Annotated in this window: 26 protein-coding genes and 1 pseudogene; 9 read left to right on the forward strand and 18 right to left on the reverse strand. The window is 68.2% G+C overall.

Annotated features, from left to right (window positions below; genetic code table 11):
* The first annotated feature begins 27 nt into the window (after window positions 1-27).
* Window positions 28-954 carry a sigma-70 family RNA polymerase sigma factor gene (locus RMCB_RS20215; protein ID WP_062830209.1) on the forward strand — a complete coding sequence of 309 codons (927 nt, stop codon included), beginning with the start codon at window positions 28-30 and terminating at the stop codon, window positions 952-954.
* The gene (locus RMCB_RS20220; RefSeq protein ID WP_062830210.1) at window positions 954-1,484 is read left to right on the forward strand and encodes a PPOX class F420-dependent oxidoreductase; all 531 of its coding nucleotides are present in this window, start codon (window positions 954-956) and stop codon (window positions 1,482-1,484) included. Before RMCB_RS20215 ends, RMCB_RS20220 begins: the two co-directional genes overlap by 1 nt.
* Here RMCB_RS20220 and RMCB_RS20225 read toward each other — a convergent pair.
* Window positions 1,429-2,040 (reverse strand): annotated as a pseudogene (locus tag RMCB_RS20225) (carboxymuconolactone decarboxylase family protein); the annotation flags it as partial. The gene RMCB_RS20220 and the pseudogene RMCB_RS20225 overlap by 56 nt on opposite strands.
* Before the next feature lie 108 nt (window positions 2,041-2,148).
* Between RMCB_RS20225 and RMCB_RS20230 the strand changes: the two are divergent.
* Window positions 2,149-2,997: a hypothetical protein gene (locus RMCB_RS20230; RefSeq protein WP_062830212.1), complete on the forward strand. Its 849-nt coding sequence runs from the start codon at window positions 2,149-2,151 to the stop codon at window positions 2,995-2,997.
* A gap of 71 nt (window positions 2,998-3,068) precedes the next feature.
* Here the strand turns inward: RMCB_RS20230 and RMCB_RS20235 are convergent, their stop codons facing one another.
* From RMCB_RS20235 to sdhC, 4 genes are read right to left on the reverse strand one after another with little or no spacing between them, the layout of a single operon-like run.
* The gene (locus RMCB_RS20235) at window positions 3,069-3,860 is read right to left on the reverse strand and encodes a succinate dehydrogenase iron-sulfur subunit (protein WP_029370979.1); all 792 of its coding nucleotides are present in this window, start codon (window positions 3,858-3,860) and stop codon (window positions 3,069-3,071) included.
* Window positions 3,861-5,615, reverse strand: coding sequence for a succinate dehydrogenase flavoprotein subunit (gene sdhA / locus RMCB_RS20240; protein ID WP_029370980.1), 1,755 nt, complete (start codon window positions 5,613-5,615; stop codon window positions 3,861-3,863). It abuts the gene before it with no gap.
* A gap of 4 nt (window positions 5,616-5,619) precedes the next feature.
* Window positions 5,620-6,093: a succinate dehydrogenase hydrophobic membrane anchor subunit gene (locus RMCB_RS20245; protein WP_062830213.1), complete on the reverse strand. Its 474-nt coding sequence runs from the start codon at window positions 6,091-6,093 to the stop codon at window positions 5,620-5,622.
* The gene (gene sdhC / locus RMCB_RS20250) at window positions 6,090-6,506 is read right to left on the reverse strand and encodes a succinate dehydrogenase, cytochrome b556 subunit (RefSeq protein ID WP_109784363.1); all 417 of its coding nucleotides are present in this window, start codon (window positions 6,504-6,506) and stop codon (window positions 6,090-6,092) included. Before sdhC ends, RMCB_RS20245 begins: the two co-directional genes overlap by 4 nt.
* Window positions 6,507-6,721: 215 nt before the next feature.
* Between sdhC and RMCB_RS20255 the strand changes: the two genes are divergently transcribed.
* Window positions 6,722-7,138 (forward strand): cytidine deaminase, encoded by a 417-nt coding sequence (locus RMCB_RS20255; RefSeq protein WP_062830214.1) that lies wholly within the window; start codon window positions 6,722-6,724, stop codon window positions 7,136-7,138.
* 11 nt (window positions 7,139-7,149) lie between these two features.
* Here the strand turns inward: RMCB_RS20255 and RMCB_RS20260 are convergent, their stop codons facing one another.
* Window positions 7,150-8,574, reverse strand: coding sequence for an MFS transporter (locus RMCB_RS20260; protein ID WP_062830215.1), 1,425 nt, complete (start codon window positions 8,572-8,574; stop codon window positions 7,150-7,152).
* 93 nt (window positions 8,575-8,667) lie between these two features.
* Here RMCB_RS20260 and RMCB_RS20265 point away from each other — a divergent pair, with 93 nt between their 5' ends.
* A complete protein-coding gene (locus tag RMCB_RS20265; protein ID WP_062830216.1) occupies window positions 8,668-9,204 on the forward strand; it encodes a TetR family transcriptional regulator in 537 nt (178 codons plus the stop codon).
* A gap of 9 nt (window positions 9,205-9,213) precedes the next feature.
* Window positions 9,214-10,506 (forward strand): thymidine phosphorylase, encoded by a 1,293-nt coding sequence (locus RMCB_RS20270; protein WP_072278509.1) that lies wholly within the window; start codon window positions 9,214-9,216, stop codon window positions 10,504-10,506.
* A gap of 19 nt (window positions 10,507-10,525) precedes the next feature.
* Here RMCB_RS20270 and RMCB_RS20275 read toward each other — a convergent pair whose 3' ends face one another.
* Complete coding sequence (locus tag RMCB_RS20275; protein ID WP_062830218.1) at window positions 10,526-11,383, reverse strand: LysR family transcriptional regulator; 858 nt, start codon at window positions 11,381-11,383, stop codon at window positions 10,526-10,528.
* Window positions 11,384-11,452: 69 nt separating this feature from the next.
* Here RMCB_RS20275 and RMCB_RS20280 point away from each other — a divergent pair, with 69 nt between their 5' ends.
* Both RMCB_RS20280 and RMCB_RS20285 read left to right on the forward strand, forming a co-directional pair.
* Entirely contained in the window at window positions 11,453-12,343 is an 891-nt protein-coding gene (locus RMCB_RS20280; RefSeq protein ID WP_308213626.1) for an EamA family transporter, read from the forward strand.
* Between the two features lie 7 nt (window positions 12,344-12,350).
* Complete coding sequence (locus RMCB_RS20285) at window positions 12,351-13,439, forward strand: adenosine deaminase (protein ID WP_029370989.1); 1,089 nt, start codon at window positions 12,351-12,353, stop codon at window positions 13,437-13,439.
* Here RMCB_RS20285 and RMCB_RS20290 read toward each other — a convergent pair.
* The 5 genes from RMCB_RS20290 to RMCB_RS20310 are packed head-to-tail and all read right to left on the reverse strand — an operon-like array spanning window position 13,418 to window position 18,917.
* Window positions 13,418-14,839, reverse strand: a complete 1,422-nt coding sequence (locus RMCB_RS20290; protein ID WP_062830219.1) for an acyl-CoA synthetase — start codon at window positions 14,837-14,839, stop codon at window positions 13,418-13,420. The genes RMCB_RS20285 and RMCB_RS20290 overlap by 22 nt on opposite strands.
* 10 nt (window positions 14,840-14,849) lie before the next feature.
* Entirely contained in the window at window positions 14,850-15,797 is a 948-nt protein-coding gene (locus RMCB_RS20295) for an Lrp/AsnC family transcriptional regulator (protein WP_062830292.1), read from the reverse strand.
* Between the two features lie 11 nt (window positions 15,798-15,808).
* On the reverse strand, window positions 15,809-17,233 hold the full coding sequence (locus RMCB_RS20300; RefSeq protein WP_062830220.1) for a sodium:solute symporter family protein: 1,425 nt from the start codon (window positions 17,231-17,233) through the stop codon (window positions 15,809-15,811).
* Entirely contained in the window at window positions 17,230-17,490 is a 261-nt protein-coding gene (locus RMCB_RS20305; protein ID WP_062830221.1) for a hypothetical protein, read from the reverse strand. The genes RMCB_RS20300 and RMCB_RS20305 overlap by 4 nt, the downstream gene beginning before the upstream one ends.
* Complete coding sequence (locus RMCB_RS20310) at window positions 17,487-18,917, reverse strand: amidase (RefSeq protein WP_072278510.1); 1,431 nt, start codon at window positions 18,915-18,917, stop codon at window positions 17,487-17,489. Before RMCB_RS20310 ends, RMCB_RS20305 begins: the two co-directional genes overlap by 4 nt.
* A 244-nt stretch (window positions 18,918-19,161) precedes the next feature.
* On the opposite strand from RMCB_RS20310, the gene RMCB_RS20315 reads away from it, so the two are divergent.
* Window positions 19,162-20,757, forward strand: a complete 1,596-nt coding sequence (locus tag RMCB_RS20315; protein ID WP_131805557.1) for a BamB-related PQQ repeat family beta-propellar protein — start codon at window positions 19,162-19,164, stop codon at window positions 20,755-20,757.
* A 135-nt stretch (window positions 20,758-20,892) separates the two neighbouring features.
* Here the strand turns inward: RMCB_RS20315 and RMCB_RS20320 are convergent, their stop codons facing one another.
* The 6 genes from RMCB_RS20320 to RMCB_RS20345 are packed head-to-tail and all read right to left on the reverse strand — an operon-like array spanning window position 20,893 to window position 25,331.
* On the reverse strand, window positions 20,893-21,696 hold the full coding sequence (locus tag RMCB_RS20320) for an alpha/beta fold hydrolase (protein ID WP_062830223.1): 804 nt from the start codon (window positions 21,694-21,696) through the stop codon (window positions 20,893-20,895).
* 60 nt (window positions 21,697-21,756) lie between these two features.
* On the reverse strand, window positions 21,757-23,025 hold the full coding sequence (gene satS, locus RMCB_RS20325; protein ID WP_062830224.1) for a protein export chaperone SatS: 1,269 nt from the start codon (window positions 23,023-23,025) through the stop codon (window positions 21,757-21,759).
* A 35-nt stretch (window positions 23,026-23,060) separates the two neighbouring features.
* Entirely contained in the window at window positions 23,061-23,249 is a 189-nt protein-coding gene (locus RMCB_RS20330) for a hypothetical protein (protein WP_062830225.1), read from the reverse strand.
* The gene (locus tag RMCB_RS20335; protein ID WP_062830226.1) at window positions 23,224-24,342 is read right to left on the reverse strand and encodes a C40 family peptidase; all 1,119 of its coding nucleotides are present in this window, start codon (window positions 24,340-24,342) and stop codon (window positions 23,224-23,226) included. The genes RMCB_RS20330 and RMCB_RS20335 overlap by 26 nt, the downstream gene beginning before the upstream one ends.
* A 2-nt stretch (window positions 24,343-24,344) precedes the next feature.
* A complete protein-coding gene (locus RMCB_RS20340) occupies window positions 24,345-24,635 on the reverse strand; it encodes a hypothetical protein (protein WP_062830227.1) in 291 nt (96 codons plus the stop codon).
* Between the two features lie 48 nt (window positions 24,636-24,683).
* Complete coding sequence (locus tag RMCB_RS20345; RefSeq protein ID WP_062830228.1) at window positions 24,684-25,331, reverse strand: sigma-70 family RNA polymerase sigma factor; 648 nt, start codon at window positions 25,329-25,331, stop codon at window positions 24,684-24,686.
* Window positions 25,332-25,355: the final 24 nt, after the last annotated feature.

Genomic DNA, 25,355 nt, shown 5'->3' on the forward strand with positions numbered 1-25,355 from the left:
TCGTCGGCCCCGCCCTAGACTGGGGTCATGACCGCGAGCACTCGGGTCGATGAGTTCGAGGAGTTACGGCCGAATCTCCTTGCGGTCGCCTACCGGTTGACGGGCACCTACGCCGATGCCGAGGACATCGTGCAGGAGGCCTGGATTCGGTGGGACGCCAACCGCAACGAGGTCCATGACCTGCGAGCCTGGCTGACCACGGTGGTCAGCAGACTCGGCCTGGATCGGTTGCGGTCGGCCGCGCACCGGCGCGAAGCCTATGTCGGCGAATGGCTGCCCGAGCCGGTCGTGACACCTTTGGACCTCAACGCCGGGTCCGGCGCCGTCGACCCGCTGACGGCGGTGGTCGCCGGTGAAGACGCCAGGTTCGCCGCCATGGTGGTGCTCGAACGCCTGACCCCGGACCAACGGGTGGCTTTCGTGTTGCACGACGGCTTCGCCGTGCCGTTCCCGGAGATCGCCGACGTGCTCGGCGTCAGTCCGGCCGCGGCACGTCAGCTGGCTTCCCGTGCCCGCCGGGCAGTGGCCGACGCCCCGCCGCCGGTTGCGGCCGACACCCACAACGAGGTGGCCGGCGCGTTCATGGCGGCGTTGGCCACCGGGGACCTGGAAGCCGTTGTGCGCCTTCTGCATCCGGATGTCACCTTCACCGGGGACTCCAACCGCCGGGCGCCGACGGCCGCGCGGGTCATCCACGGCCCCGACAAGGTGGCGCGGTTTCTGCTCGGTCTCGCGAAGCGCTACGGGCCGAACTGGCATGCGCGCGGGCAGCTGGCGTTCATCAACGGCGAGCTGGGCACATACACGCCGGGGGCGCCGGCCCGCGACGGCTATCCGGAGATGATGCCCCGCGTCACCGCAGTGACCGTCCGCGACGGAAAGGTCTGCGCGGTATGGGATATCGCCAACCCCGACAAGTTCACCGGTTCCCCGCTACGTGGAGGTGCGTTGTGATGCCAGGAGATTCGGGAAATCTGGCCCAGACCTTCAGCCGGCTGGTGTTCCGCGGTATGGACAAGCTGCGGGCACCCGAGGCGTTCGACATCGGTGAGCCCACCGGAACCGACTTCACCGGCTTCGACCGCTACCGACAAATCCTGCTGTTGACGTTCAAGCGGTCCGGAGAGGCCATGCCCAGCCCGATCAACCACGGCGTCGCAGACGGCAAGATCTACGTCCGCACCGACGCGTCGACCGGAAAGGTCAAGCGCATCCGCAACAATCCGCGGGTTCTCGTGGTGGCCAGCAACCTTCGGGGTAAACCCAGGGGCCCGGTGGTCGCCGGCGTGGCGCGGATCCTCGATGAGTCGGAAACCGCGCACGCCGACGCCGTCATCGCCGCGAACTGGAGCCGCCCCATGAAGGTGTTCGAGCGCGGCCTTGACCGCGGCAGCCAGGCCATGGGCGCGGCCGTCGCCTATATCGAGATCACGCCCGCTGCTCAGACACCGCCCACGGAACCCGGCACGCATCCCCAGAGTTGAAGCCCTGCTCGGTGATGCCCAGCGCCGAGTACATCCGGGCGCGCATGTTCTCGACCCCGATCTGATACGTCAGCTCGATCACGCCGTCGTCGCCGAAACGCTGCCGCAGATCGGCGATCTGCTCATCGGTCACGGAGTGGGTGTCGGTGGTCATCGCGTTGGCGTAGGCGATGGCTGCGCGCTCGTCGTCGGTGTACAGCGGTGAGGTCGCGTAGTCGTCGATGGACTTGAGCCGGTCGACGTCCAGGTTCTCCAGCCGCATCAGCATCGAGCCGAAATCGACGCACCACGAGCAGCCGACCGTGCGGGCGGTCCAGAACACCGCCAGCTCGCGGATGCTGGCGGGCAGCTTCTTCGAAGCGCTCTTGAGCATCGTTTCGTGGACGGCATTGGCCACCAGCAGCCGGGGATGGTGGGCGACCACCGTGAACGGTTCGGGCACCTCGCCGTAGTTCCGCTTGGCGATGCGGTACATCATGCGGGTCAGCAGGCCGGCTTGTTTGGGGCTCACAGGGGTGATTCGTGTGGTCATATCAGTCAGACGAGGCAGGTCCGCGATGTGTGACAGGCCGAACGTGAGCTTGTGTGCGAAATATCGGGAAAATCCGGTACACAAGCTCGGGCGTGACGGGAACCGGTACGGAGGCCGTGCCGTCCTAACTGCATGCCCTTTCTGGGATCCGAGGCGCTGCAGGCAGGCGAGCTCAACCGCTATCAGCTGCGCACCCGGTACGACGCGGTCTATCGCAACGTCTATGTCCCCCGCGGACAGGAATTGACGCCTGCTGACAAGGCGGTGGCGGCCTGGCTCTGGTCGGGGCGCAGGGCAACAGTGGCCGGGCTGTCCGCGGCCGCGCTGCATGGTGCGCGGTGGATCGACGTCACGCACCCCGCCGAGTTGAATCACGCCAGCAGGCACAAGACCGACGGCATCGTTCTGCACAGCGACCGCCTTCGGCCGGACGAGACCTGCCTGCTCCGCGGCATCACGGTGACCACGCCGGAACGAACCGCGTTCGACCTGGGGCGCCGGCGCGGCCTGGAGATGGCCGTCATCCGGGTGGACGCGCTGCTGCAGGCCTGCGAGCTGAAGGTCTCCGGCGTGCAGCCACTGCTGCGGCGCCACCAGGGAGCGCGCGGAATCGTCCAGTTGCGAAGGGTTTTGGACCTCGCCGACGACGGCGCCGAGTCGCCGCAGGAAACCCGGCTGCGACTGGTGCTGACGGACGCGGGCATGCGGCCGACTCATACGCAGATCAACGTGTTCGACAGCTGGCGCCTCGTCGGGCGTATCGACATGGGCTGGCCGGAGTGGAAGGTCGGCGTGCAGTACGACGGTTTCCAGCACTGGACGGATCCGGCGCAGCGCACCAAGGACATCGACCAGAACGTCGAGTACCAGGATCTTGGCTGGCGCATGGTGCGAGTCGGCGCCGACTTGTTACGTCATCGCCAACGCGTGATCATTGACCGCACCCGCCAAGCGCTATGCGCCGCCGGTGCGCCCATCTAAACGAAACTGAGCTTGTGTTCGAGATTTCACGAGAATCTCGTACACAAGCTCAGCTTCGGCAGAGCAATGACTCAGCGCGCAAACATCAACGCGCGCTTGACCTCCTGGATGGCCTGGGTGACCTGGATGCCACGCGGGCAGGCCTCGGTGCAGTTGAAGGTGGTGCGGCAGCGCCACACGCCGTCGACCTCGTTGAGGATGTCGAGCCGCTCGGCGGCCGCCTCGTCACGGGAATCGAAGATGAAGCGGTGCGCGTTGACGATCGCCGCGGGCCCGAAGTACGACCCCTCGCTCCAGTACACCGGGCAGCTCGTGGTGCAGCAGGCGCACAGGATGCACTTGGTGGTGTCGTCGAAACGGGCCCGGTCGGTGGCGCTCTGGATGCGCTCGCGAGTGGGCGGGTTGCCGCTGGTGACGAGGAACGGTTTGACGGCGCGGTAGGCGTCGAAGAACGGTTCCATGTCGACGACGAGGTCCTTTTCCACGGGCAGGCCGCGGATGGGCTCGATGGTGATGGTCAGTTGCTTGCCGGGCTTCTTGGGCAGCATGTCGCGCATGAGCACCTTGCACGCCAGTCGGTTGACCCCGTTGATGCGCATGGCATCGCTGCCGCACACCCCGTGGGCACACGAGCGGCGGAACGTCAGGGTGCCATCGAGGTAACCCTTGACGTAGAGCAGCAGGTTGAGCAGCCGGTCCGACGGTAGGCACGGGACGCGGAAGCTCTGCCAGCCGGCGGCGTCGGGGTTCTCGGGGTTGAATCGGGCGATCTTGAGGGTGACCATGACCGCGCCCTCGGGCACCGGGGGCAGGGGCGGGTCGCCGGCTTCGGGCTTGTCTAGGACCTCTGCGACGGGGGCCATCTAGTACTTCCTTTCCATCGGCTCGTACCGCGTCTGGACCACGGGTTTGTAGTCCAACCGGATATCGGCCAGCAGACCGGGACCTTCCTTGTAGGCCATGGTGTGGCGCATGTAGTTGGTGTCGTCGCGGTTGGGGTAGTCCTCTCGGGCGTGCCCGCCGCGGGATTCCTTGCGGTTGAGTGCCCCGACCACAGTGACTTCGGCCAGTTCCAGCAGGAAGCCGAGCTCGATCGCTTCGAGCAGGTCGCTGTTGTAGCGCTTGCCCTTGTCGTGCACGGTGATCCGCGAGTAGCGCTCTTTGAGGGCGTGGATGTCGGTCAACGCCTGCTTGAGGGTTTCCTCGGTGCGGAACACCGCGGCGTTGTTGTCCATCGACTGCTGCAGGGCGGTGCGGATGTCGGCGACGCGCTCGTTGCCGTGCTCGGAGAGGATGTCGGCGACCCAGCCCACGACCATGTCGGCGGGGTTGTCCGGCAGGTCGACGTGGTTGTGGTTGTTGGCGTATTCGGCGGCGGCGATACCGGCCCGGCGGCCGAACACGTTGATGTCCAGCAGCGAGTTGGTGCCGAGGCGGTTGGCGCCGTGCACCGACACGCAGGCGCATTCCCCAGCGGCGTACAGGCCGGGGATGACGTTGGTGTTGTCGCGCAGCACCTGGCCGTGCACGGTGGTGGGGATGCCGCCCATGACGTAGTGACACGTCGGGTAGACCGGCACCAGTTCGGTGACGGGATCCACGCCGAGGTAGGTGCGGGCGAATTCGGTGATGTCGGGCAGCTTGGCTTCCAGGACGTCTTCGCCGAGGTGGCGCACGTCGATGTAGACGTAGTCCTTGTTCGGTCCGGCGCCGCGGCCTTCGAGGACTTCGAGCACCATCGACCGGGCGACGATGTCGCGCGGCGCCAGGTCGACGATCGTCGGGGCGTAGCGCTCCATGAATCGCTCACCCTCGCCGTTGAGCAGGCGGCCGCCTTCACCGCGCACGGCTTCGGAGATCAGGATGCCCAGGCCGGCCAGGCCTGTCGGGTGGAACTGGTGGAACTCCATGTCTTCCAAGGGAAGTCCCTTGCGGAAGATGATGCCGAGGCCGTCACCGGTCAGCGTGTGGGCATTGGAGGTGGTCTTGTACATCCGGCCCGAACCGCCGGTGGCGAACACGATCGCCTTGGCGTGGAAGACGTGGATGTCGCCGGTCGCCAGCTCGTAGGCGATGACGCCGGTGGCAACCGGGCCCGCGGGGGTCTCGGTCAGTGCGACGTCGAGGGCGTAGAACTCGTTGAAGAACTCCACGTCGTGTTTGACGCAGTTTTGGTAGAGGGTCTGCAGGATCATGTGGCCGGTGCGGTCGGCCGCGTAGCAGGCGCGCCGCACCGGGGCTTTGCCGTGGTCGCGGGTGTGGCCGCCGAAGCGGCGCTGGTCGATGCGGCCTTCGGGGGTGCGGTTGAACGGCATCCCCATCTTCTCCAGATCCAGGACGGCATCGATGGCCTCTTTGGCCATGATTTCCACGGCGTCCTGGTCGGCCAGGTAGTCGCCGCCCTTGACGGTGTCGAAGGTGTGCCATTCCCAGTTGTCTTCTTCGACATTGGCCAGCGCGGCGCACATGCCGCCCTGAGCCGCGCCGGTGTGGCTGCGCGTCGGGTAGAGCTTGGTGAGCACGGCCGTGCGGGCGCGGGGAGCGGCTTCGACCGCGGCGCGCATCCCGGCGCCGCCTGCGCCGACGATGACGACGTCGTAGCGGTGGTGGTGAATCATGGTGTTAGCCCCCGATGTTGGCGTCGAAGGTGACCAGGACGTAGGTGCCCAGTACCAGGGTGAATCCTGTGGCCAAGAGCAGCAGTGAGTTCAGGTAGAACTTGGTCACGTTCTTGCGGGCGTAGTCGCCGATGATGGTGCGCATGCCGTTGGCGCCGTGGATCATGGCCAGCCACAGCAGGGCCATGTCCCAGATCTGCCAGAACGGCGAGGCCCAGCGTTGCGCGACGTAGTTGAAGTCGATGCGGTACACGCCGTCCTGCCACATCAGCATGATGAACAGGTGCCCCAGTGCGAGGAAGACCAGCGCCACACCGGAGAAACGCATGAACAGCCAGGCGTACTTCTCGAAGTAGGGGATCCCGCGGGGGCGCCGGGGTGCGCGGGGGTGATCGAGGGCGGCGGGACGGTCGTGTTCGCGTTCGAGGACCGGGGCCACGCGGCCGAGGCGGGATTCGCCCGGCGTCGAGGCGCTCACAGGAATCGCTCCGTCATGTGCATACCCAGAACTCCTAGTCCGGCGATGAGTGCAACAGCGAACACGGTCACCGCCACGGCGAGCATGTGGCGTTGATAGCGCGGGCCCTGGGCCCAGAAGTCGATGAGGATGACCCGGATGCCGTTGAGCGCGTGGAAGAGCACCGCCGCGACCAGACCCATCTCCATCAAGCCCACGATCGGGGTCTTGTAGGTCTCGATGACCGAGTTGTAGGCCTGGGGGCTGACCCGCACCAAGGCGGTATCCAACACATGGACAAACAAAAAGAAGAAGATCGTCGCGCCGGTGATGCGATGCAACACCCACGACCACATTCCTGGATCTCCGCGATACAACGTGCGTCGCCGCGATTTCCCGGACCGCGCCGCCGGCACCTCCGCCTGAGTACTCACATCGCCCTCCAACGCCATCGGTGGACGTTCGGGACCTGGTCTGCCGATTAGCCCCAAACCTCGGGGCGACTCTAAACCCATTTGCACTGGCGAACGAATACGGTGTCGAGGTATGACGGGCAAAATGGGGGAAAGTTAGGTTTACCTATCCACATCACAAGTCGCTGACGCGGAGGTTTCGGAATGCATTCAGAGCCTATTCTCGGGGCGCTGACGTGACGCGGGTAGTTGACTGGAAAGCGTTGCAAGAGAAGGCAATTGCTGTATCGGAGCGGGCGTACGCGCCATATTCGCAATTTCCGGTCGGCGCTGCCGCACTGGTCGACGACGGCCGCGTGGTCACCGGCTGCAATGTGGAGAATGTCTCATATGGCCTAGGTCTCTGTGCCGAGTGCGCTGTGGTCTGCAACCTGCATTCGTCGGGCGGCGGACGGCTGGTCGCGTTGAGCTGTGTCGGGCCCGACGGCGCGCTGCTGATGCCGTGCGGCCGGTGTCGTCAGGTGCTGCTGGAACATGGCGGCCCGGAGTTGTTGATCGACCATCCGGTTGGCCCACGCCCGCTCGCCGAGTTGCTCCCCGATGCGTTCGGGCCCGACGACCTCGAGCGATCGGGCGGCCCGTCACGACCGTGATGGCAAGCGGTTCAACGGCTCTCATCGGTGGCCGGCCGATCGCGGATCGGCCAGAGCGGTACCAGCAGTCCGCCCATCGCCGCGACGCCCGCCGCGATCCAAAACGCCACGGTGAAACCGGTGTCGACATCGGAGCGGGCTGCCCAGCCCATCAGCACCGCGGCCGCGAGTTGGCCGCCGAGCGCGCCGCCGACGGTGCGCGCCACCGTGTTCAGACCGTTGGCGCTGCCGCTCTGCGCCGGCGGGCAGGCGACATTGACCATCCTGGGCAGCGCCGCCATCGCCAAACCCCAACCGACGCTGGCGATGGCGTAGTACAGCACCGCATGCCACACCGATGCGTGGCCGACGGCCAGCAGCGCGGTGCCCGCGGCGGCAAGGGTCAGTCCCGCGGTCAGCGGGGCTCGCACCCCGAACCGGTCGGCCAGTGCCGGTGCGGCCCAACTGGCCGGCATCGTCAGCAGCGTCCCGGGTACGAGGACCAGTGCAGCACCGGTCACCGATAGTCCGAACCCTTGGTTACCCGTGGGTAGTTCGGCCAGTTTGGGTAGTGCCACATACACCGCGAACTGGTTGACGCCGAGCAGCAGCGCACCCAGATGTGCTGCCGTCAGGGGCGGCTTGGTGAGCAAGCCGAGGTCCACGATGGGATGGGCCACCCGCCGCTCGACGGCGACGAACACCGCCAGCATCACGACGGCGGTGCCGAACAGGCCGAGTACGCGAGAGCTCGTCCAGCCCCACGCCGGTCCCTGGGTGACGGCGAGCAACAGTGCCAGCAGTCCCGCAGTCATCGTGGCGGTGCCCGCCATATCGAGCCTGCCGGGGAGGCGCTGGTGGCTCTCGGGAATCCACCGCGCCGTCATGATCAGGGCGGCCGACACCGGAATCGCGCCGATCGCGAACAGCCACCGCCACGACGCGTGGTCCACCACCAGGCCGCCGAGCAGCACGCCGACCCCGGCGGTGCCGGTCACCAGCCCGGATGCCACAGCCAGTCCCGCGTGAGCCCGCGGTGGCGGGAGGGCCTCACGCAGGATCGCGAACGTCAGGGGCAGCAGCGTGAGGCTCACACCCTGAACGGCCCGGCAGGCGATGAGCGTGCCGATGTCGGGCGCGGCGATCGAGGCCACTGTGGCAGCCAGGTAGATCGCCAGCATCCAGAGCAGCACCCGGCGCTTGCCGAACCTGTCGCCGATGCGGCTGACGACGGGCGTGACGACCGCGCTGGCCAGCAGCATCGCCGACAGCACGGCCCAGGATGCTGCTGTGGTGGTCGTGTGCAGATCGCGTTGCAGGACACCGATGGTCGGCACGAGCATGGTCTGCAGAAGCCCGTAGGAGACGACGACCATGCACATCGCGGTGAGGACGCGTCCAGAACCGTACCGTCGGGTGGCCCCGGATGCGGCATGCTGGCGAGCGATGACGTCCATGGATCTCCTTCATAAGAGGCCTGTCACGTGCGCGAACAGCGTTCGCAGCCGTTCTCACGTTAGCGCGAACACTGTTCGCGTAGGGGGCTACCCATGACGCAACCGCTGAACAGGGCGGCGATCGTGGCCGCAGCCCGCCGCATCGCTGACCGTGACGGCCTCGCCGAGCTGACGCTGCGCCGCATCGCGGGCGAGCTCGGCACCGGTGCGGCATCGCTCTACCGGCACATCGCTGACCGGCAGGAGCTGTTGCTCCTGCTCGTCGAGGATCTGGTGGCCGGCTATCCGCTACTCGACCCTGCGGGCGTCGCCCCGGTGGAGGCGGTGGTCAGGCAATGGCACGCCATGTACGACCACCTCGTCGCGCACGCGTGGAGCGGACCCGTCATCGCCGACGGCGACTACGCGCTGCCATCGGCGAAACCGGTGGCCGACCACTGCATGGCACTGCTGCGCGGCGCGGGCCTCGACGACGCGGCCGCGCAACGCGTCTACCGCGCCGCGTGGCGCCTGATCATCGGTCACCTGATGTCCCGGCATCCGTTCGGGCATTTGCAGGGCGCTCCGCCCCAGCAGGACGATTTCGACTGGGCGCTACGGACATTGCTGCGGGGCGCGCTCGCCGAGTGAGCGGCTAGGATTTGCGCCATCGACGCCCCCACCATCATCCGAACCAAGCGCGACGGCGGTGTGCTGTCCGACGCGGCCATCGACTGGGTTATCGCCGGCTATACGCATGGCCGGGTTGCCGACGAGCAGATGTCGGCGCTGCTGATGGCGATCTTCCTGCGTGGCATGACGCCCGCTGAGATCGCCCGGTGGACCGCGGCGATGGTGGCGTCGGGGGAGCGGTTCGACTTCACCGATCTGCGCCGGGCCGGTAAGCCACTGGCCCTGGTGGACAAGCACTCGACCGGCGGGGTCGGCGACAAGATCACCATCCCGCTCGTCCCGGTCGTGCTGGCCTGCGGCGGCAGCGTGCCGCAGGCCGCCGGACGCGGCCTCGGACACACCGGTGGCACGCTCGACAAGCTCGAGGCGATTCCCGGATTCACCGCCGAGCTGTCCAAAGACCGTATCCGTCAACAGCTTTGCGATGTCGGCGCGGCCATCTTCGCGGCCGGGGACCTGGCACCGGCCGACCGCAAGATCTATGCGCTGCGCGACGTCACCGCCACCACCGAATCGCTGCCGCTCATCGCCAGCTCGGTGATGAGCAAGAAGCTCGCCGAAGGCGCCGAAGCGCTGGTCCTCGACGTCAAGGTCGGGCGCGGCGCGTTCCTCAAGACCGAGGCCGAATCCCGCGAGCTCGCCACCACGATGGTGAATCTCGGCACCGCCAACGGAGTTCCGACCCGGGCCCTGCTGACCGATATGGACCGGCCCTTGGGGCGCACGGTCGGCAACGCGGTCGAGGTGGCCGAGTCGCTGGAGGTGCTCGCAGGCGGCGGGCCGCCCGACGTGGTCGAGCTCACGGTGGCGCTGGCCGCCGAGATGCTCGCTGCTGCCGGCATCGACGGCGTCGACCCGGCCGCGACGCTGCGCGACGGTTCGGCGATGGACCGCTTCCGGCATCTGGTGACCGCTCAGGGCGGCGATCTGTCCCAGCCACTACCCGTGGGCGCCTGCTCGGAGACGGTCACCGCAGCCCGCGGCGGCGTGATGGGCGATATCGACGCCATGGGTGTGGCGATGGCGGCCTGGCGACTGGGCGCGGGCCGTGCCCAACCGGGCGACCCCGTGCAAGCGGGCGCCGGGGTCCGGATTCACCGCACGCCGGGCGAGCCGGTAGCGGCCGGTGACCCGGTCTTCACGCTCTACACCGACACTGCCGACCGGCTGCCTGCGGCGCTGGCCGAACTCGAGGGGGCGTGGGCGCTCGGGGATACCGCGCCGGTGCTTCGCCCGCTGATCATCGACCGGATCGGCTGACTGAAACGCCGCAGGCGCCTCACGATGCGTAGAGCCGCGTGACGGCGTCGATGAGATCGTCGAGCCCTTCCGGGCGGTCGTCGTGTCGCCACACCAGCCGCACGGCGATGCGCGGCCCGTCTTTGATCGGCCGGTAGGTGACGCCGGGCCGCGGATGGTGGTGTGCGGTTGCCTCGGCCGTCGTACCGACGCCCCGGCCCGCGGCGATGGCATCCAGCCAGCTGTCGATGTTGGTGGACTCGACGAACCGTGGTTGATGCTCGGCGTCGCTCCACAACTGGCTGCTGGTGGTGCCGACCCGGGGATCGATGATCACCGTGCGTTCGGCGATCTCGGCCATGCTCAGCTGACGCCGCCTCGACCACTGCGGATCGTCGGACGCGAACGCGGCCAGGCGTCGTTCCAGACCGACCACCACCGAGTCGAACCGTTTGTCGTCGCCCGGTCGCCGCACGATCGCGACGTCGCACAATCCCTCGGACAGGCCCGCGGTAGGCGAGTCGTGGCGCACCAACTCGAGCTCGAGGGAGTCGTGCTGCTCGGCCCAATCCCGTTGCAGCCGTGCGGTATGGCGTCCGAGTGCCGCCCACGCGTAGCCGAGGCGCAGCACGCCGTGGCGCGAGGTGACGAACTCGGTGAACTTCTCGGCCTCCGCGAGCACCCGGCGGGCGTGTGGCAGCAGTTGTTGGCCCGTGCTGGTCAGTTCGCAGCCTCGTGGCACCCGGCGAAGCAATCGGTTCCCGACGGCCTTCTCCAGCGCCGCGATGGTGCGCGAGACCGCGGCCTGTGAGACGTACAGCTGGGCAGCCGCGTCGGTGAACGACCCGGTGTCGGCGGCGGTCACGAAGAACCGGAGCTCGCGCAGACTCCACTCCATTACCAAAGCGTATGGCAGCGCTGAAACATGCACTAGGTTTATGGCACTGGCCATCCTTACCGTGGCCGCATGAATACCGTCGACACCATCGAGCGTCCGGTCGCCCCGGCGGCTGCGCGGCGGCGCGGCGCAGGGTTCGCGTTGATGGCGGCGAGTTCGGCTTCGAATCAGATCGGCGCCGCGCTGGGCGCGTCGGCGTTCGGGGCGATCGGCCCCATCGGTGTGGTCGCCGTTCGGCAGATCGTCACCGCGCTCGTGCTGGTGCCCGTGGTGCGCCCGCGACTGCGGGGACTGCGCGCGGACCAGTGGCGCCCGATCCTGGCCCTGGCGGTGGTGCTCGGCGTGATGAACCTCTGCCTGTACGCCGCGATCGAGCGCATCGGGCTGGGTCTTGCCGTCACGCTGGAATTCCTCGGCCCGCTGACCGTCGCGGTCGCCAGTTCGCGACGCGTCATGGACATCGCGGGCGCCGTGCTGGCCGGGATCGGCGTGGTGATCCTCACCGACCCGGGGCCCACCACCGACGTCGTCGGCATCGCCCTCGGCCTGCTTGCGGCGACCGCCTGGGGTCTCTACATCCTGCTCAACCGCACCCTGGGCCTGCGGCTCCCCGGATTGCAGGGCACCGCCGTGACCAGTCTGGTCGCCGTGGCGGTGTGGATTCCGATCGCCGTGGTGTGGTTCAGCTTCCACGTGCCGACCGCCGCCGCGGTGGTGCTCGCGCTCGCCTGCGGAATGCTGTCGTCGATCGTGCCCTACGTCGCCGATCTGCTCGCGCTGCGCCGCGTACCGGCCCACATCTTCGGCACGTTCACGAGTATCAATCCGATCTGGGCGGCCCTGGCCGGCTGGCTGCTGCTGCGCCAACCGCTGGACGTCCACGAGTGGGCCGGTATTGGTCTGATCGTCATCAGCAACGGTGTGGTTTCGTCTGCGCAGTTGCGCCGCCGTCGCGGATGATGGAGCGATGAGTACCCCGCTGACCTTCGACATGATCCGCCACGCTCCCAAGGCCCTGCTGCACGACCACCTCGACGGTGGTCTGCGCCCGGCCACCGTGCTCGATCTTGCCGGTCAGTTCGGCTACGACGATCTGCCCGCGACCGAAGTCGACGAACTGGCGACCTTCTTCCGGACCGCCGCGCACAGCGGCTCGCTCGAGCGGTACCTGGAGCCCTTCGCCCACACCGTCGGTGTCATGCAGACACCTGAGGCGCTGTACCGAGTCGCCCACGAATGCGTCGAGGATCTCGCCGCCGACAACGTGGTGTACGCCGAGATCCGGTTTGCCCCCGAACTGCACATCGACCGCGGCCTGTCCCTGGATGCGGTGGTCGATGCGGTGTTGGCGGGCTTCGCCGACGGGGAGAAGGCCGCCGCGGCCGAGGGGCGCACCATCACCGTGCGCTGCCTGGTCACCGCGATGCGCCATGCTGCCCGGTCCCGCGAGATCGCTGAACTGGCCATCCGGTTCCGCGACAAGGGCGTGGTGGGCTTCGACATCGCCGGGGCCGAGGCCGGCTACCCGCCGTCACGGCATCTCGACGCGTTCGAATACATGCGAAGCAACAACGCGCGCTTCACGATTCACGCCGGGGAGGCGTTCGGCCTGCCGTCCATCCATGAGGCGATCGCGTTCTGCGGCGCCGACCGGCTCGGCCACGGCGTGCGGATCGTCGACGACATCACCGAACTGGAAGACGGCAGCCAGAAGCTCGGCCGGTTGGCAGCCATCCTGCGGGACAAGCGCATTCCGCTGGAGATGTGCCCCAGCAGCAATGTGCAGACCGGGGCCGCGGCGTCCATCGCCGAGCACCCGTTCGACCGGTTGGCCCGGCTGCGCTTCCGGGTCACCGTCAACACCGACAACCGGTTGATGAGCGACACCACCATGACCCAGGAGATGACGCGTCTGGTCGAGGCCTTCGGCTACGGCTGGAGCGACTTGGAACGCTTCACCATCAATGCGATGAAGTCCGCGTTCATCCCGTTCGACGAGCGACTGGCCATCATCGACGAGGTCATCAAGCCGCGTTACGCGGTGCTGGTGGGCTGAACCTCGGCTGTCAGCAGTTTCTTCTGCACCTTTCCCATTGCGTTCCTTGGCAATTCGTCGAGGAAGACGACGTCGCGGGGACGCTTGTGATGCGAGAGCGTGTCGGACACGAACTCGATCAGGCGGCCGCCGAGCCGGCTGCGGTCGGCGGCGTCGGTGACCACGTAGGCCACGATCCGCTGTCCCAGGTCCGCGTCGGCCTGCCCGACGACGGCGACCTCGCGGACCGCGGGGTGGGCCAGCAGCGCGGTTTCCACCTCACCTGCGCCGACGCGGTAACCGCCGGACTTGATCAGGTCGACGGACTCCCTCCCGACGATCCGGTGGAAGCCCTGCATATCGCGGGTCGCGACGTCGCCGGTGATGAACCAGCCGTCGTCGGTCCATGATTCGGCCGTCGCATCCGGCCGGTTGAGATAGCCGTCGAACAGCATGGGCCCGCGGACCTGGAGGCGGCCGATGCTCTCGCTGTCGTCGGGCACGCCCTGCCCGTCCTCGGTGCGCAGCCGGGTCTGCACACCCAGCACGGGTTGCCCGACCGACCCGGGCCTGCGTTCGCCCACGACGCGGGTGCTGAGCGTGATCATGGTCTCGCTCATGCCGTAGCGCTCGATCGGAGCGTGGCCGGTGAGTTCGGCGAGGCGATCGAAAACGGGTGTGGGCAGCGGTGCGCTGCCCGAGACCAGTAGCCGCGCGCGACTCAGCGCCCGGGCCGACGCCTCGTCGGCGGTGATCCGCGACCACACGGTCGGCACCCCGAAGTACATGGTTCCGGCGGCCGCGGCGTAGCGCTCGGGGCGTGGTGCGACGGTGTGCACGACGCGCGAGCCGACCCGCAGTGAACCCAGCACACCGAGCACCAACCCGTGCAGATGGAACAGCGGCAGGCCGTGCACGACAGTGTCGTCGGAACTCCACTGCCACGCGTCGCCGACGGCGTCGATACCGGCCGCCAAGGCTCGGTGGCTCAGATTGACGCCCTTGGGGGCCCCGGTGGTTCCCGACGTGTAGAGGATCATCGCGGTCGTGTCGTCGGCAGGGGTGGGCAGCGTGGCGCCGCCCGTATGGCCGCGGGCCGGTACTGCGTGCAGGTCGGACTCCGGATGGGCCGGTCCGGCCCAGCACCCGACCGCGGCGTCGGAAAGGATGTGGCGCAACTCGGCACGGCCGGAGTCGGGCGGGACCGGCACCACCGGCACGCCGGCCAGCAGGCACGCGGTCACGGCGATGACGGTGTCCAGTGTGGGCTCGGCGTAGACCGCAACGGGATGCTCGGCGGGCAGTGCAGCCGCGAGAGCCCATGCGGCATCGGTCAATTCCGCCCGTGACAGGCTCTGCTCGCCGATGGTGACCGCCGCTGCCGTGTCCGGCGCGGCGGCATCGAGAGATGTCAGAAGCATTGCGGGCCTTTCATTTCGGAGCTGCGGTCACCACACCGCCACGCTTGTAGGTCTGGATCAGTAGGGTCGCGTGAACCGATTCGACGCGAGATTCCCAGGGGCCGTTGACGAGAAACTCGCGTAGCTCGGCGACGTCGCGGGCGGTCACGTCGACGACGACCGGATACTCGCCCATCACCATGGCCGCGTAGCGCACGAGAGGTGAACGCGCAAGCGAAGTTCCGATGTGTTCAGCGTGCTGGGGCGCACATCGTATCCACAACAGGGCTTCGACGGGCAGGCCGAGTAGGGCCGGGCCGACAACGGCGCGAATACGCACCACGCCGCGCTGGATCAGTTGATCGATGCGCCGCCGCGCGGTGGCCTCGGAGAACCCGGCCAGCGTCGCGATCGTCTCGAAGGGGGTACGCCCGTCGGCGACGAGCGCATCGATGATGGCGCGGTCGACGTCGTCGACCTGCAGCCCGGTCCGCGTCTGTTCCGGTGGGACATCGGGCAATTCGAGTTCGGCGACCTCGGCGGGGCTCAGCACACCGGCGCGCCATTCGGCGACGGTCCGGAAGTACTGCAGCACCGGGGTCAACCGGTGGGTCAGCACGCCGTCCAATTCGGCGCCGAGCAGTGCGGGCAGCGCGTCGAAGTCCGCTGTCACCTCGGCGATCACCTCGGCGGATTCGGCCAGCACGTAGACGAACACCGATTGCGGCCATGCCGCCAGGGTGCGGGCCACCGAGTGGACACGCTCCGGCCGGCATCGCACCCGCAGCAGATGTGTCGGTGCGAGTGCGGTCAGACCGACCACCTGCACGGTGCCGTCTTCCAGCAGGGCTGCGCCGCGGCGGGCGACGGTGCGCACCGGCTCGTCGAGCACCTGCGCGATCCGCCGCCACGATGCCCTGCCGTTGACCTGGAGGGCCTCGGTGATCCGTCGGGCGAGTGGGTCGAGTGGTTCCGGCACCGGCTCAGTATTCACCTCGCGGCCGGTACTTCCTCTGCGATCGCAGGGCGGGGCATCCGGCGCCGGATCGCCTCGGCGATGACCACTGCGGCGATGTTCGGGCCCAGCGCGATGAAGCCGGAATCCCAACTGCCGATCGGAATCTCGAAGAACGTGATCCAGCTGACCACCAGTACGCCGATCACGATGCCGATCAGTACCGGGACGGCGCCCACGCCGACCCGCCCTCGCAACGCCACCAGGATCGCGGGCGCGAGCTGGGTCAGGCCGCCGTAGGTGAGCAGCAGCAGGCTGGAGATGCTGGCGCCACCGAGTCCGAAGCCGAGCGCCAGGATGATGGCCGCCGCGACGACGGCGGTGTTGACGCGCATCCGCGTTTTCTCGGAACCGCCGGTGATCAGGTTGCGCGACACCAGGGTTGAGATGCCCATGACGATCGCGGCAGCCGGAACCATAGCGGCCGAGGCACCGCCGATCGCGATGACGGCGACGAGCCAGTCGGGCAGGGTGTGGGTCGCGGTGTCGATGAGGACATGGTTGCCCGTGGTGTCGGCAGGCAGGATCAGGGTGGCGCCCAGCCCGACGATGATCGGCGCGAACAGCAACAGCTGGTAGAGCGCGAGCCAGGTGTAGTTGCTGCGCAGGATCTCACCGCTGCGCGCCGCAAGCACCGGGGGCCACAGGTGCGGAAACACGTTGAGGCCTGCGCCGATCGAGGTGACGACGACGGCCGTGACGAAGAACGTGGTGTCGTATCCCGGCGCGGACAGCGTCAGCAGCTGCGGCTGAGCACTCTGCACACGCGAGAAGACCTCGGGAATGCCCGCGATGCCGAACCCGACACCGCCCACCACGATGAGCAGTGCGACCACCATGAGCGCGTCCTTGACCACCGCGACCCGCGAGATCCCGCGAATGCCTGCCCACACGACGAACACGATGACCAGCACGCTGGCGACGACCATGGACAGCCCGCGGCTGGACGCGTTGCCGGTGGCCAGCTCGACGATCAGGCCGAGCCCGGTGATCTGCAGTTCGAGGTAGGGCAGCAGGAAGATCGCGCCGACCACCGCGACCACCTTGCCCAACGGCACGCTGTCGAACCGGTCGATGAAGAAGTCGGCCATGGTCAGGTAGCCGCGGCCCTTGCCGAGTCGCCACAGCCTCGGCGCGACGAAGTACATGCCGATCGCCGAGATCGAGAGGTACGCCAACGCGAACGTGGCACTGACGCCGCCGCCGAACGCTATCCCGGACAACCCGAGAAAGCTGAACGTGGTGAGCGATTCGCCGGCCTGTAGGAACCACGACCGCCACCGGCGGAAGCTGCGACCGCTCACGGTCCACTCGTCGAGTTTCCTGGCACGGTTCCCCGCGATGCCGATGGCGCCGATGGCGAACAGGCCGATCACGATGTAGACGGTGAGCGCGTTCATCGGGCCTCTCCGGGAGTGTCGGCGGCCTCGGCCGCGTCGAGTTCGTCGCCGCCGTCGCGCCGGTAGGACGTCTCGACGGCGCGCAGGGCGACGACGGTGCCGATCACCCAGATCGCGGTCCACACGAGGACCGACGGAACGCCGAACCAGAGGTGCGGACCGTTGACGAAGGGCAGAAAGGGCGTGGAAAGGAACCCGAGGACAGGTACTGCCGCGATGGCGAGGCGCCGCGGGCTTTCCAGGACAGGCGATGTCATGAGCGGTTCTCCGAGATGAGGGCGGGAAGCCGCGTGCCGTGTTCGGTGGCGGCTTCGAATGCGGCGGCGATGCCGAGCAGCGCCTGTTCACCACGGGCGCGGGTGATGATCTGCAGCCCGACGGGCAGTCCGCCGGGGGTGAAGCCGGCAGGCACCGAGATGGCAGGCACGCCGAGGACAGTGATGAGGTAGGCCGCGGCCATCCAGTCGAGGTAGTTCTGCTGCCGTACGCCTGCCACCTCGGCCGGCCAGAGTTGGTCGGCGTCGAATGGGACGACCTGGCTGACCGGGGCGATCAGCACGTCGTAGGTGTCGAAGAAGACGTTGGCGGCACGCTGCAGCCGGGTCAGTTCGGCCAGTGCCCGGCCGATGTCACCCGCGGTCCTGGCACGGCCTTCCCGAATGTTCCAGGCCAGGTCGGCCTTGAACGCCTCGGGCGTGGCGTCGAGCTGCTGACCCCACAGCGTGTCGAATTCGACGGCGCGCAAGGTGCGGAACGTCGCGTCGGCTCCGTCGAGGTCGGGACACGCGGGCTCGACGTGCGCGCCGAGCTCGGCGAACACCTTCGCAGCGGTTTCCAGCGGTGCCAGCACCTCCGCGTCGACGGGGACGCGGTCGCCGAGGGTCGGTGCCCACGCCACCCGAAGCCCTTTGAGATCAGCAGGTTTCACGTCGGCGAAACCTGCCGGGTCGTCGGCCAGTGAGAGTGGGTCGTCGCGATGCGGCCCGGCGATCACCGACAGCAGCAGCGCGACGTCGTTGACGGTGCGGCCCATGGGCCCTGCTGTCGCGAGGTTCGGGTACGCCCAGGCCGCGGCGGGGTCCGGAACGCGGCCGGTCGTCGGCCGCAGGCCCACGACGTTGCAGAACGATGCCGGATTGCGCAGGGAGCCACCCATATCGCTGCCGTCGGCGATCGGTTGCATGCCGCTCGCCAACGCGGCTGCGGCACCGCCACTGCTGCCCCCGGCCGATCGGTCCAGGGCGTACGGATTGCGGGTCGTCCCGAAAACCGCGTTGAACGAATGTGATCCGGCTGCGAACTCGGGCACGTTGGTCTTGCCGACGCGAATGGCGCCGGCGTGCTGAATGCGGCGCACGATTTCGTCGTCCTGCTCCGGGACCCAGTCGGCGTGCAACGGGGAACCGAAGGTGGTGCGCATACCAGCGGTGGCGTGGGTGTCCTTGAACGCGATCGGGAGCCCGTGCAGCGGGCCCAGTGGTTCACCTGCCGCGCAGCGCTGGTCGGCCTCGGCGGCGGCCTGCTCGGCTCCGTCGATGTCGAGCGTCACGATCGCGTTGACCGCGCCGTTGTAGCGGTCGATCTGAGCGACGTGGGCCGCAAGAACTTCGCGTGCGGATATGTCGCGGCGCCGCAGCGCTGCCGCCATCTCGGTGGCGCTGTCGAAGACCAATGAGTCGTTCACAAGCTCCCAAATTTCTCTCGGGGCCCATCGCGCAGGTGCCGGTCGTAACACTCCGAGCCTGATGAGATCCCCATCACAATGTTGTTATGGGCCAGAAAAGTATCAGGAATGACTGATCAGGACAAGAGTCGCCCGAAAACAACGATTTGCGCCGTGCATAGCGTTCTGGTGATGGAATGTGCCGATTTCCGGGGCCAGCAACGAGCTGCGGGGGTTGGGCGGCAACCTGAAATACACTCCCCACGTGAACCAGTGGGGGAGCTCGCCGTGGGGCGACAATGACGGTCAGCCAGGGGCATCGGGATCGACCGAGTCGCCGTTCGACGCACCCGAGGTCCGTCAGGAGGCGCCACCGGTGTTCGGCGCCGGCCCAGGTTTTCCGACCTATCCGCAAACGCAGGGCTGGGGACAGCCGCCGGGCTACGGGTACCCACCTCAATACCCCCAGCAGCAATACCCCCAGCAGCCGCCGGCCGGTCCGCGTCGCCGCGGCAAGGTCATCGGAATCGTCGTCTCCGCGGTGGTGGTCGTCCTCGCGCTGGTGATCGGTTCGGTCGTGGTGTGGAAGTTCGGCTCCGGAGATTCCGGCACTGACACCACCGCAGGCAAGGCCGAGGTCGCGGCGGAGGCACCGCGTCCGCCTACCGAACTGAAGTTGCCCTCCTTGAGCGCCGCGCCCACCACGCTGTGGAGCTACCCGCCCGGCGGGGCCTCGAGCGACTACATGAGTGTCCTGGGCGGCGACACCAAGACCGTCATCGTCAAGGTCGGGGACTCGATCATCGGACTCGACGCGGCCAGCGGCTCACAGTTGTGGCAACAGCCATGGCCGAAGTCGAACGGTGACTATGTCTACTGCGTGGTCGGCACGTCAGGCGACACGGCCATGTGCGTCGGCCAGCAGATGGCGGCGATCGTCGATATGAAGACCGGAACGACGAAGAGCACAGTGTCCGGACAGTCCGGCAGCAGCGGCCACAGTGGTTCGGGGCTGTTGGCGTATGTGGACAACACCAAGGGCGTCACGGTGTTCGACGATTCCGGACAGCAACTCTGGACCAAGCCGATGACGGGTGTCGTCCAGCCGTTCCTGGACCAGCGCATCATTGCGGCGAAGGCGCCCATGGGCACCAAGTTCTATGACGCCAAGACGGGAGACGATCTGTTCTCCATCGGCATCGTCGACGATTTGATCGCAACCGGACGCGGCATTGCCGTGTCGGTGCGTGGAAGTTCCATCGATGTCGAGCAGGACCGGCACCCGAAGCAGCGGATCGACTTCTACTCCTTCACCGGGAAGAAAGCGTGGAGCATTCCCGAAGATGCGCACTATCGCCTGCCGCAGACCGCGATCATCACCTCCTACACGTTGCCGTCGTCGGTGGAGAACTCGACGTCGGGAGTCGCGTTGCCCGTCGTGTACAGCGAGGACAAAGGCGAGATCGCCGGAGTCGACGACGCCACCGGTGACATCCGCTGGTCGCAGCAGGTGTCACTGGTGCCGCACACCGTCCCCAGCCTGTCCGGCATCGGCGACCTCTGCATCGTCGTGATCCCGACTGCCGAGCCGGGCGCTGGTGCGCCGCGGGTGCGGGTGCGCAAATGCACGGACGGAACCGGCGCGCTCGTCGGCGATACTCAGGGCAGTAGTGGCCCAGGTCTGGTAGCCGTCAATGGCGACCAGACCGTCGTCGGCGGTCTCGGTTCCGATTCGACGACGGCGTACGACGCTGCGACCGGTCAGCAGTTGTGGCAATTGGGCAGAGATGCCGGAACCTTCACGTTGGTCGGCGACGCGCTCTACAGCACATCGCTTGGAAGGGTGTCGCGGGTCTCCTGATCTTTCGCCGAGTGATCAGACCCAGCCGCGTCACGAACGTGAACCCTCTGCGAAAAATCGGCGGGAGATTCGCAGACGATTCACGCTCGTGACGGCGGTTACCGGTTTCTGGGTCACCTACTCACCGTCTGATCCTCATGCCAGCGCCAGCCGCAGAGCGTCCGCGAAATCACCTGGCTCGCTGAGGAATCCGCCGTGATCGCCGGGAAACATGACCGGCGTGCTGCCCAGTAGCTCGGCCAGCGCGAGGGTCGTGCGCTGGGTGAGTAGCCGCCCCGAATCCATGCCGAGCCCGAGTATCACCCGTGCATTGCGCAACGCCTCGAGGTCAGGCAGATACCGCGTGGTGGGCAGCAATTCATGGGCGAAGAAGTGCGTCGCGTCGGCCTCTTCCTTCGGATCGGGTTCCCCCGGCGGGCCGGTCGGGGCGCCGTCGGGTAGGTCGAAGCCCGCGGTGATCATGAACTGCGCGAACGCCGCGTGATACCCGTCGCGGTAAAACGTCGCGACGATCTCGTCGGTGGCAGCCCGTTGCGCGGCGGCGTCGGGCAGCAGTTCCAGCAGCGGTGGCTCGTGGGCGACCAGGGTGCGCACCCGGTGGGGGTGCCGGGCGAGCAACGCGAGGCCCGTCACCGCTCCGCCGGATGAGCCGAACACGTCGGCCGTATCCGCGCCGAGATCGTGGAGGATGGCGGCCACGTCGTCGGCCCGCAGTTCGGGGGTGGAGTCCTGGTCCGGATCGTCGACGACGCTGGCGGCGATGCCGCGTGGATCAGTGGTGACGACGGTGTGATCGGCGGCCAGCGCGTGCGCCAGCGGTACGAACTCGGCGGCCGACATCGGGGCGCCGAGGATCAACAGCAGTGGGCCGTCTCCACGTACCTCGTAGTGGAGTCGGGCGCCGGGGACGGTGACGGTGGACAGGCGCGTTGAGGTCATGTGCGGGTAGACCGCCGGGCTGCCGAGAATTCATCGGCAACCGGCGGCACCGCTCGTGCGCTACTCGGGTCGCAGCCGCGACTCCACGAAGCGCTCGAGGGTTTCCCACTGTTCGACGGCGTCGGCGTACGGCGCGGCCGGGGCCTTCACCTTGTCCGGGTCGAGCACGTGGCCGACGAACTTGCCGAGCGGCGTGGTGGGAGCGAGGGTCTCCTCGACGGTCTTGTCCTCGGCGTAGTCGCTGACGTCGCGCAGCAGCTCCACGGCGAGCTCGAGCTGATCGTGGTCGATCGCATCGGGTCCGTCGGCGATGTCGTCGGAGATGCCGGTGAGCACATAGACGTTCTCGTCGGAGACATCCACCCGCAGCGACCCGTCGGTGGCGGCCGTGCGGATGTCGTCGTAGGTCGCCAGGTCGGACAGATCGTGGTCGTGCTCGTCGGCCAGGTAGCGGGCCAGGGCGCGTTCGGAGCTGAACACACTGATGCGGCCGTTGCGGCCCAGGAAGACCGGTTCGTCGTCGAGGTAGCAGCGCAGCGTGTACACCGTGCCGGACCGCGTCATGAGCCGCACGGGATCGATGCCGACCTTGACCCAGAAGTCCTCGTCACCGCCGAGCACGGCGTTGTCGTCGGCGGCCTCTTCGGCCTCTTCGGCTTCGTCAGCCTCGTCGGTGTCCTCGGCTTCGGTCTCCTCGACCTCTGCCTCGTCCTCCTCAGGCTCCGGTGCGGGCTCGTCGAGTTCCTCCTGAGCCTTCTTCACCGCATCGGCGTCGATGTCCTCGGGGATGGTGACGATCTCGTCGATGGCGTCGAGGACCCCGTCCCAGCCGCGGTCGATCACACCTTCGATATCGGCCCAGCGCTTGCGTCCGCTGCGACCGGTGAATTCGTCGAGTCCGCCGCCGAGGGTGCCGAGCACCGGGTTGCCGTTGAAGAACTTGCTGATCGCCGCCAGTTCACACACCGAGCCGATGGACGACACGATCGCCAAGGTGCGGTGCAGGCTCGCGACCGATTCCTCGGTGGGCTTTTCTGCCACCAGTTCCGGCACCCCGACCAAGTCGTACTGCCGATCCTCGGAGGGGTCGAGCTTATGGGCCGAGGACTCGGTCAGCTTCTCCCATGCGGGGTGATCGGCCAGGTCGTTGTCGGAGTTGGTGCGCACGAACGCGACCAGATCGGCGACCGACTCGAAGGCGAACAGGTCCTCGTCGTCGCCGAGGAACGCCTCCCACTCGTCGCCGGCGTCCCGCCACCGCGGAGCCCACAAGGTGTAGAGGTCGCCCTTGGTCAGTGCCAGCCGAACCGGCACGATGTCAGCAGCCATGCGGCACAGCCTAACGGCGCACCCTGCGCGGCCTGTCACGTCGTCTCCGGTTGGCGGTCGATCTCCGCGGCGAGGTCATCGAGCAGCCGTCGTCGACGTTTCGCCGCGTCGGCGCCCTCGCGCAGTGCGCCCAGGTCGTCACCGGCCCGCTCGAGTGCCGCGAGGCAGGCCCGCGCCCAGGTCATCGTGGCTGCGACGTCACGCGGTGGGGCGGAAGAAACCATGGAAACCCTGCCCGGCGTTGGTGGTGCGAATCGGGGAGAGCTGTACCGGATCGCCCGCCTCGATCATCGTCGAATCGCCGACGACCATCGCGACGTGGCCGTCCCACACCGCGAGGTCACCGGGTCGCAGCGCATCCGCGGACACCGCGGCGCCGACGTCCTGTTCCTGGGCCAGGCGGGGAATGTCCAGCCCCGCTTCGTGATACGCCCATTGCGTCAGACCGCTGCAGTCCAGGCCGACGCCGGGTGTGGTGCCGCCCCAGCGGTAGGGCACACCCAGCTGCGTCAACGCGTTGCGCACGGCATCGGCCGCCACCGCATTGGGAGCCCGCGCGGTGCTGCCGTCGGGCAGCCGCACGGCCACCCCTTCGCCGAACATGCCGGGATCGCGGGTGCCGATCGCGGTCTCGGGTGCCGAGCCGGCCGGTCGGCCGCTTCGATGCCGTCCGACCAAGGCGGCCGCCGGGGCCGCCAGTCCCGAGAGGGCGCCGGGAGCTGATGGCATCGACGTCGCGGGCGACGTCCCCGACCCCGGCGCAGCCCCCAGACTCGACGGTGTGCCCAGCCCGGCCGGAACGGTCGCAGCGGGTGCCGCAGCACCTTCGGCACTGACGGCCGAGGCGTGGTCGCCCAATTCGGTGCGCAACTCGTCGACGACGGCGATCGCGTCGCGCAGCGCCTGTTGTGCCTCGGCCAGCAGCGCCTCGGCCACCCCCGGTTCGTCGAGGCGAGGTTCGAGCGCTGCGGCCCGTTCCTCGAAGCCGGCCACGATGGCCCGCAAGCGGGCGGCGGCGGACTGCACCGCAGCGCCCGCTTGCCGTGCGGCGGCGCCGAGGGTTTCCGCACGGTCGGCGAGCGCAGCTGCCGTGTCGGCGGTCATGGTCGCAGCCCGTCCGGCAGCGTCGGCGGCGGCACCCGACCAGTCGCCCAGCGCAGCCCACGAGCTGCGGGAGGCCGCGGCCACGGCGCGCAGCGCGTCGCGCACCTCGCCGGGCACCGCGTCCGGATTCCCCGGCGCGGCCCAGCCCGGGCCGACCAGCGCCGCTACCTCACGCAGCGGTGCAACCAGCGCGCTGACGAGCGGGCCCGGCATCGCTATACCCGGGGCAGCAGGTCGGCGGCCCGGCGGCCCACGGCGTCGAAATCGGCGGCGGTCCCGGCGGCGGACACCGAGGCGGCCCTGGCGTGGACGCCCAGCGCGGTGATGGCGGCCGAGTGGTCGGCGAGCGCCGTGCGCAACGCAGCCAGGAAGTCGGCGCCGACCGGACCGAGCGCTGAGGCGGGGGTGTCCGCCGAGCGCACCAGCGCGGCGGCGGCGGTGAGATCGGCGGCGTGCGTGGCGTACGCGCTGCCGAGGGCACGGATCAGGTCGGTGTCGGCGAACATGTCCTTAGGACGTCGGCAGGCCTCGTTCGGTTCCGTGTCGATTGCCCGTCACGCCACGCATTGCTCACCGGGCCCGCGGCCGGTGGTGGCCAGGTCTGCCAGCGAGGTCCGCAACCGTTGGCGGCTGCGGGCGACCCGCGACATCACGGTGCCCATGGGCACACCCAGCAGTGCTGCGGTCCGGGCGTAGGTGAGCCCCTGCATGTCGGCGTAGTACACGGTGAGGCGGAAGCTTTCGGGCAGATCGCTCAGCGCCTCGCGAATCACCTTGTCCGGCAGGATGTCCAGCGCTTCGTCCTCGGCGGAGCGGTGTACCGCGGACATGTGTACCGAGCTGGCGGCCAGGTCGCTGTCGGTGATGTCCTCGACGGTGAACACGTCGGGCCTGCGCTGTTTGGTGCGGTGCAAGCTGACCCAGCGGTTGTGCATGATGCGGAACAGCCACGCCCGCATGTTGGTGCCGGGCTGGAATCGCCGAAATCCCGCGTAGGCGTTCATCAGGGTGTCCTGCAGCAGGTCCTCCGCGTCGGCCTCGCTGCGGGTCAATCGCCGTGCTCCGCGCAGCAATACGGCGTGGTACTGCATGGCGTTGCGCTCGAACCGGGCCGCCAGCTCTGCCTCGGACTCCACCTCGCATGCGGACGTCTCGGGCGTCCCCGGCGGGATGCGGGTCCGGCCATCGGACTGCGGCAGCATGTGGGGCCTCCAATGTGGGGTGGG

The sequence above is a fragment of the Mycolicibacterium brisbanense genome (assembly GCF_001570425.1).
Classification (GTDB): domain Bacteria; phylum Actinomycetota; class Actinomycetes; order Mycobacteriales; family Mycobacteriaceae; genus Mycobacterium; species Mycobacterium brisbanense.

Coding starts and splice junctions, on each gene's coding strand:
- RMCB_RS20215 (WP_062830209.1), top strand. CDS start 28: ATGACCGCGAGCACTCGGGTCGATGAGTTCGAGGAGTTACGGCCGAAT.
- RMCB_RS20345 (WP_062830228.1), bottom strand. CDS start 25,331: ATGCTGCCGCAGTCCGATGGCCGGACCCGCATCCCGCCGGGGACGCCC.
- RMCB_RS20275 (WP_062830218.1), bottom strand. CDS start 11,383: ATGGAGTGGAGTCTGCGCGAGCTCCGGTTCTTCGTGACCGCCGCCGAC.
- RMCB_RS20265 (WP_062830216.1), top strand. CDS start 8,668: ATGACGCAACCGCTGAACAGGGCGGCGATCGTGGCCGCAGCCCGCCGC.
- RMCB_RS20300 (WP_062830220.1), bottom strand. CDS start 17,233: ATGAACGCGCTCACCGTCTACATCGTGATCGGCCTGTTCGCCATCGGC.
- RMCB_RS20305 (WP_062830221.1), bottom strand. CDS start 17,490: ATGACATCGCCTGTCCTGGAAAGCCCGCGGCGCCTCGCCATCGCGGCA.
- RMCB_RS20220 (WP_062830210.1), top strand. CDS start 954: ATGCCAGGAGATTCGGGAAATCTGGCCCAGACCTTCAGCCGGCTGGTG.
- sdhA (WP_029370980.1), bottom strand. CDS start 5,615: ATGATTCACCACCACCGCTACGACGTCGTCATCGTCGGCGCAGGCGGC.
- RMCB_RS20330 (WP_062830225.1), bottom strand. CDS start 23,249: ATGGTTTCTTCCGCCCCACCGCGTGACGTCGCAGCCACGATGACCTGG.
- RMCB_RS20235 (WP_029370979.1), bottom strand. CDS start 3,860: ATGGCCCCCGTCGCAGAGGTCCTAGACAAGCCCGAAGCCGGCGACCCG.
- RMCB_RS20230 (WP_062830212.1), top strand. CDS start 2,149: ATGCCCTTTCTGGGATCCGAGGCGCTGCAGGCAGGCGAGCTCAACCGC.
- satS (WP_062830224.1), bottom strand. CDS start 23,025: ATGGCTGCTGACATCGTGCCGGTTCGGCTGGCACTGACCAAGGGCGAC.
- RMCB_RS20335 (WP_062830226.1), bottom strand. CDS start 24,342: ATGCCGGGCCCGCTCGTCAGCGCGCTGGTTGCACCGCTGCGTGAGGTA.
- RMCB_RS20280 (WP_308213626.1), top strand. CDS start 11,453: ATGAATACCGTCGACACCATCGAGCGTCCGGTCGCCCCGGCGGCTGCG.
- RMCB_RS20285 (WP_029370989.1), top strand. CDS start 12,351: ATGAGTACCCCGCTGACCTTCGACATGATCCGCCACGCTCCCAAGGCC.
- RMCB_RS20320 (WP_062830223.1), bottom strand. CDS start 21,696: ATGACCTCAACGCGCCTGTCCACCGTCACCGTCCCCGGCGCCCGACTC.
- RMCB_RS20260 (WP_062830215.1), bottom strand. CDS start 8,574: ATGGACGTCATCGCTCGCCAGCATGCCGCATCCGGGGCCACCCGACGG.
- RMCB_RS20340 (WP_062830227.1), bottom strand. CDS start 24,635: ATGTTCGCCGACACCGACCTGATCCGTGCCCTCGGCAGCGCGTACGCC.
- RMCB_RS20290 (WP_062830219.1), bottom strand. CDS start 14,839: ATGCTTCTGACATCTCTCGATGCCGCCGCGCCGGACACGGCAGCGGCG.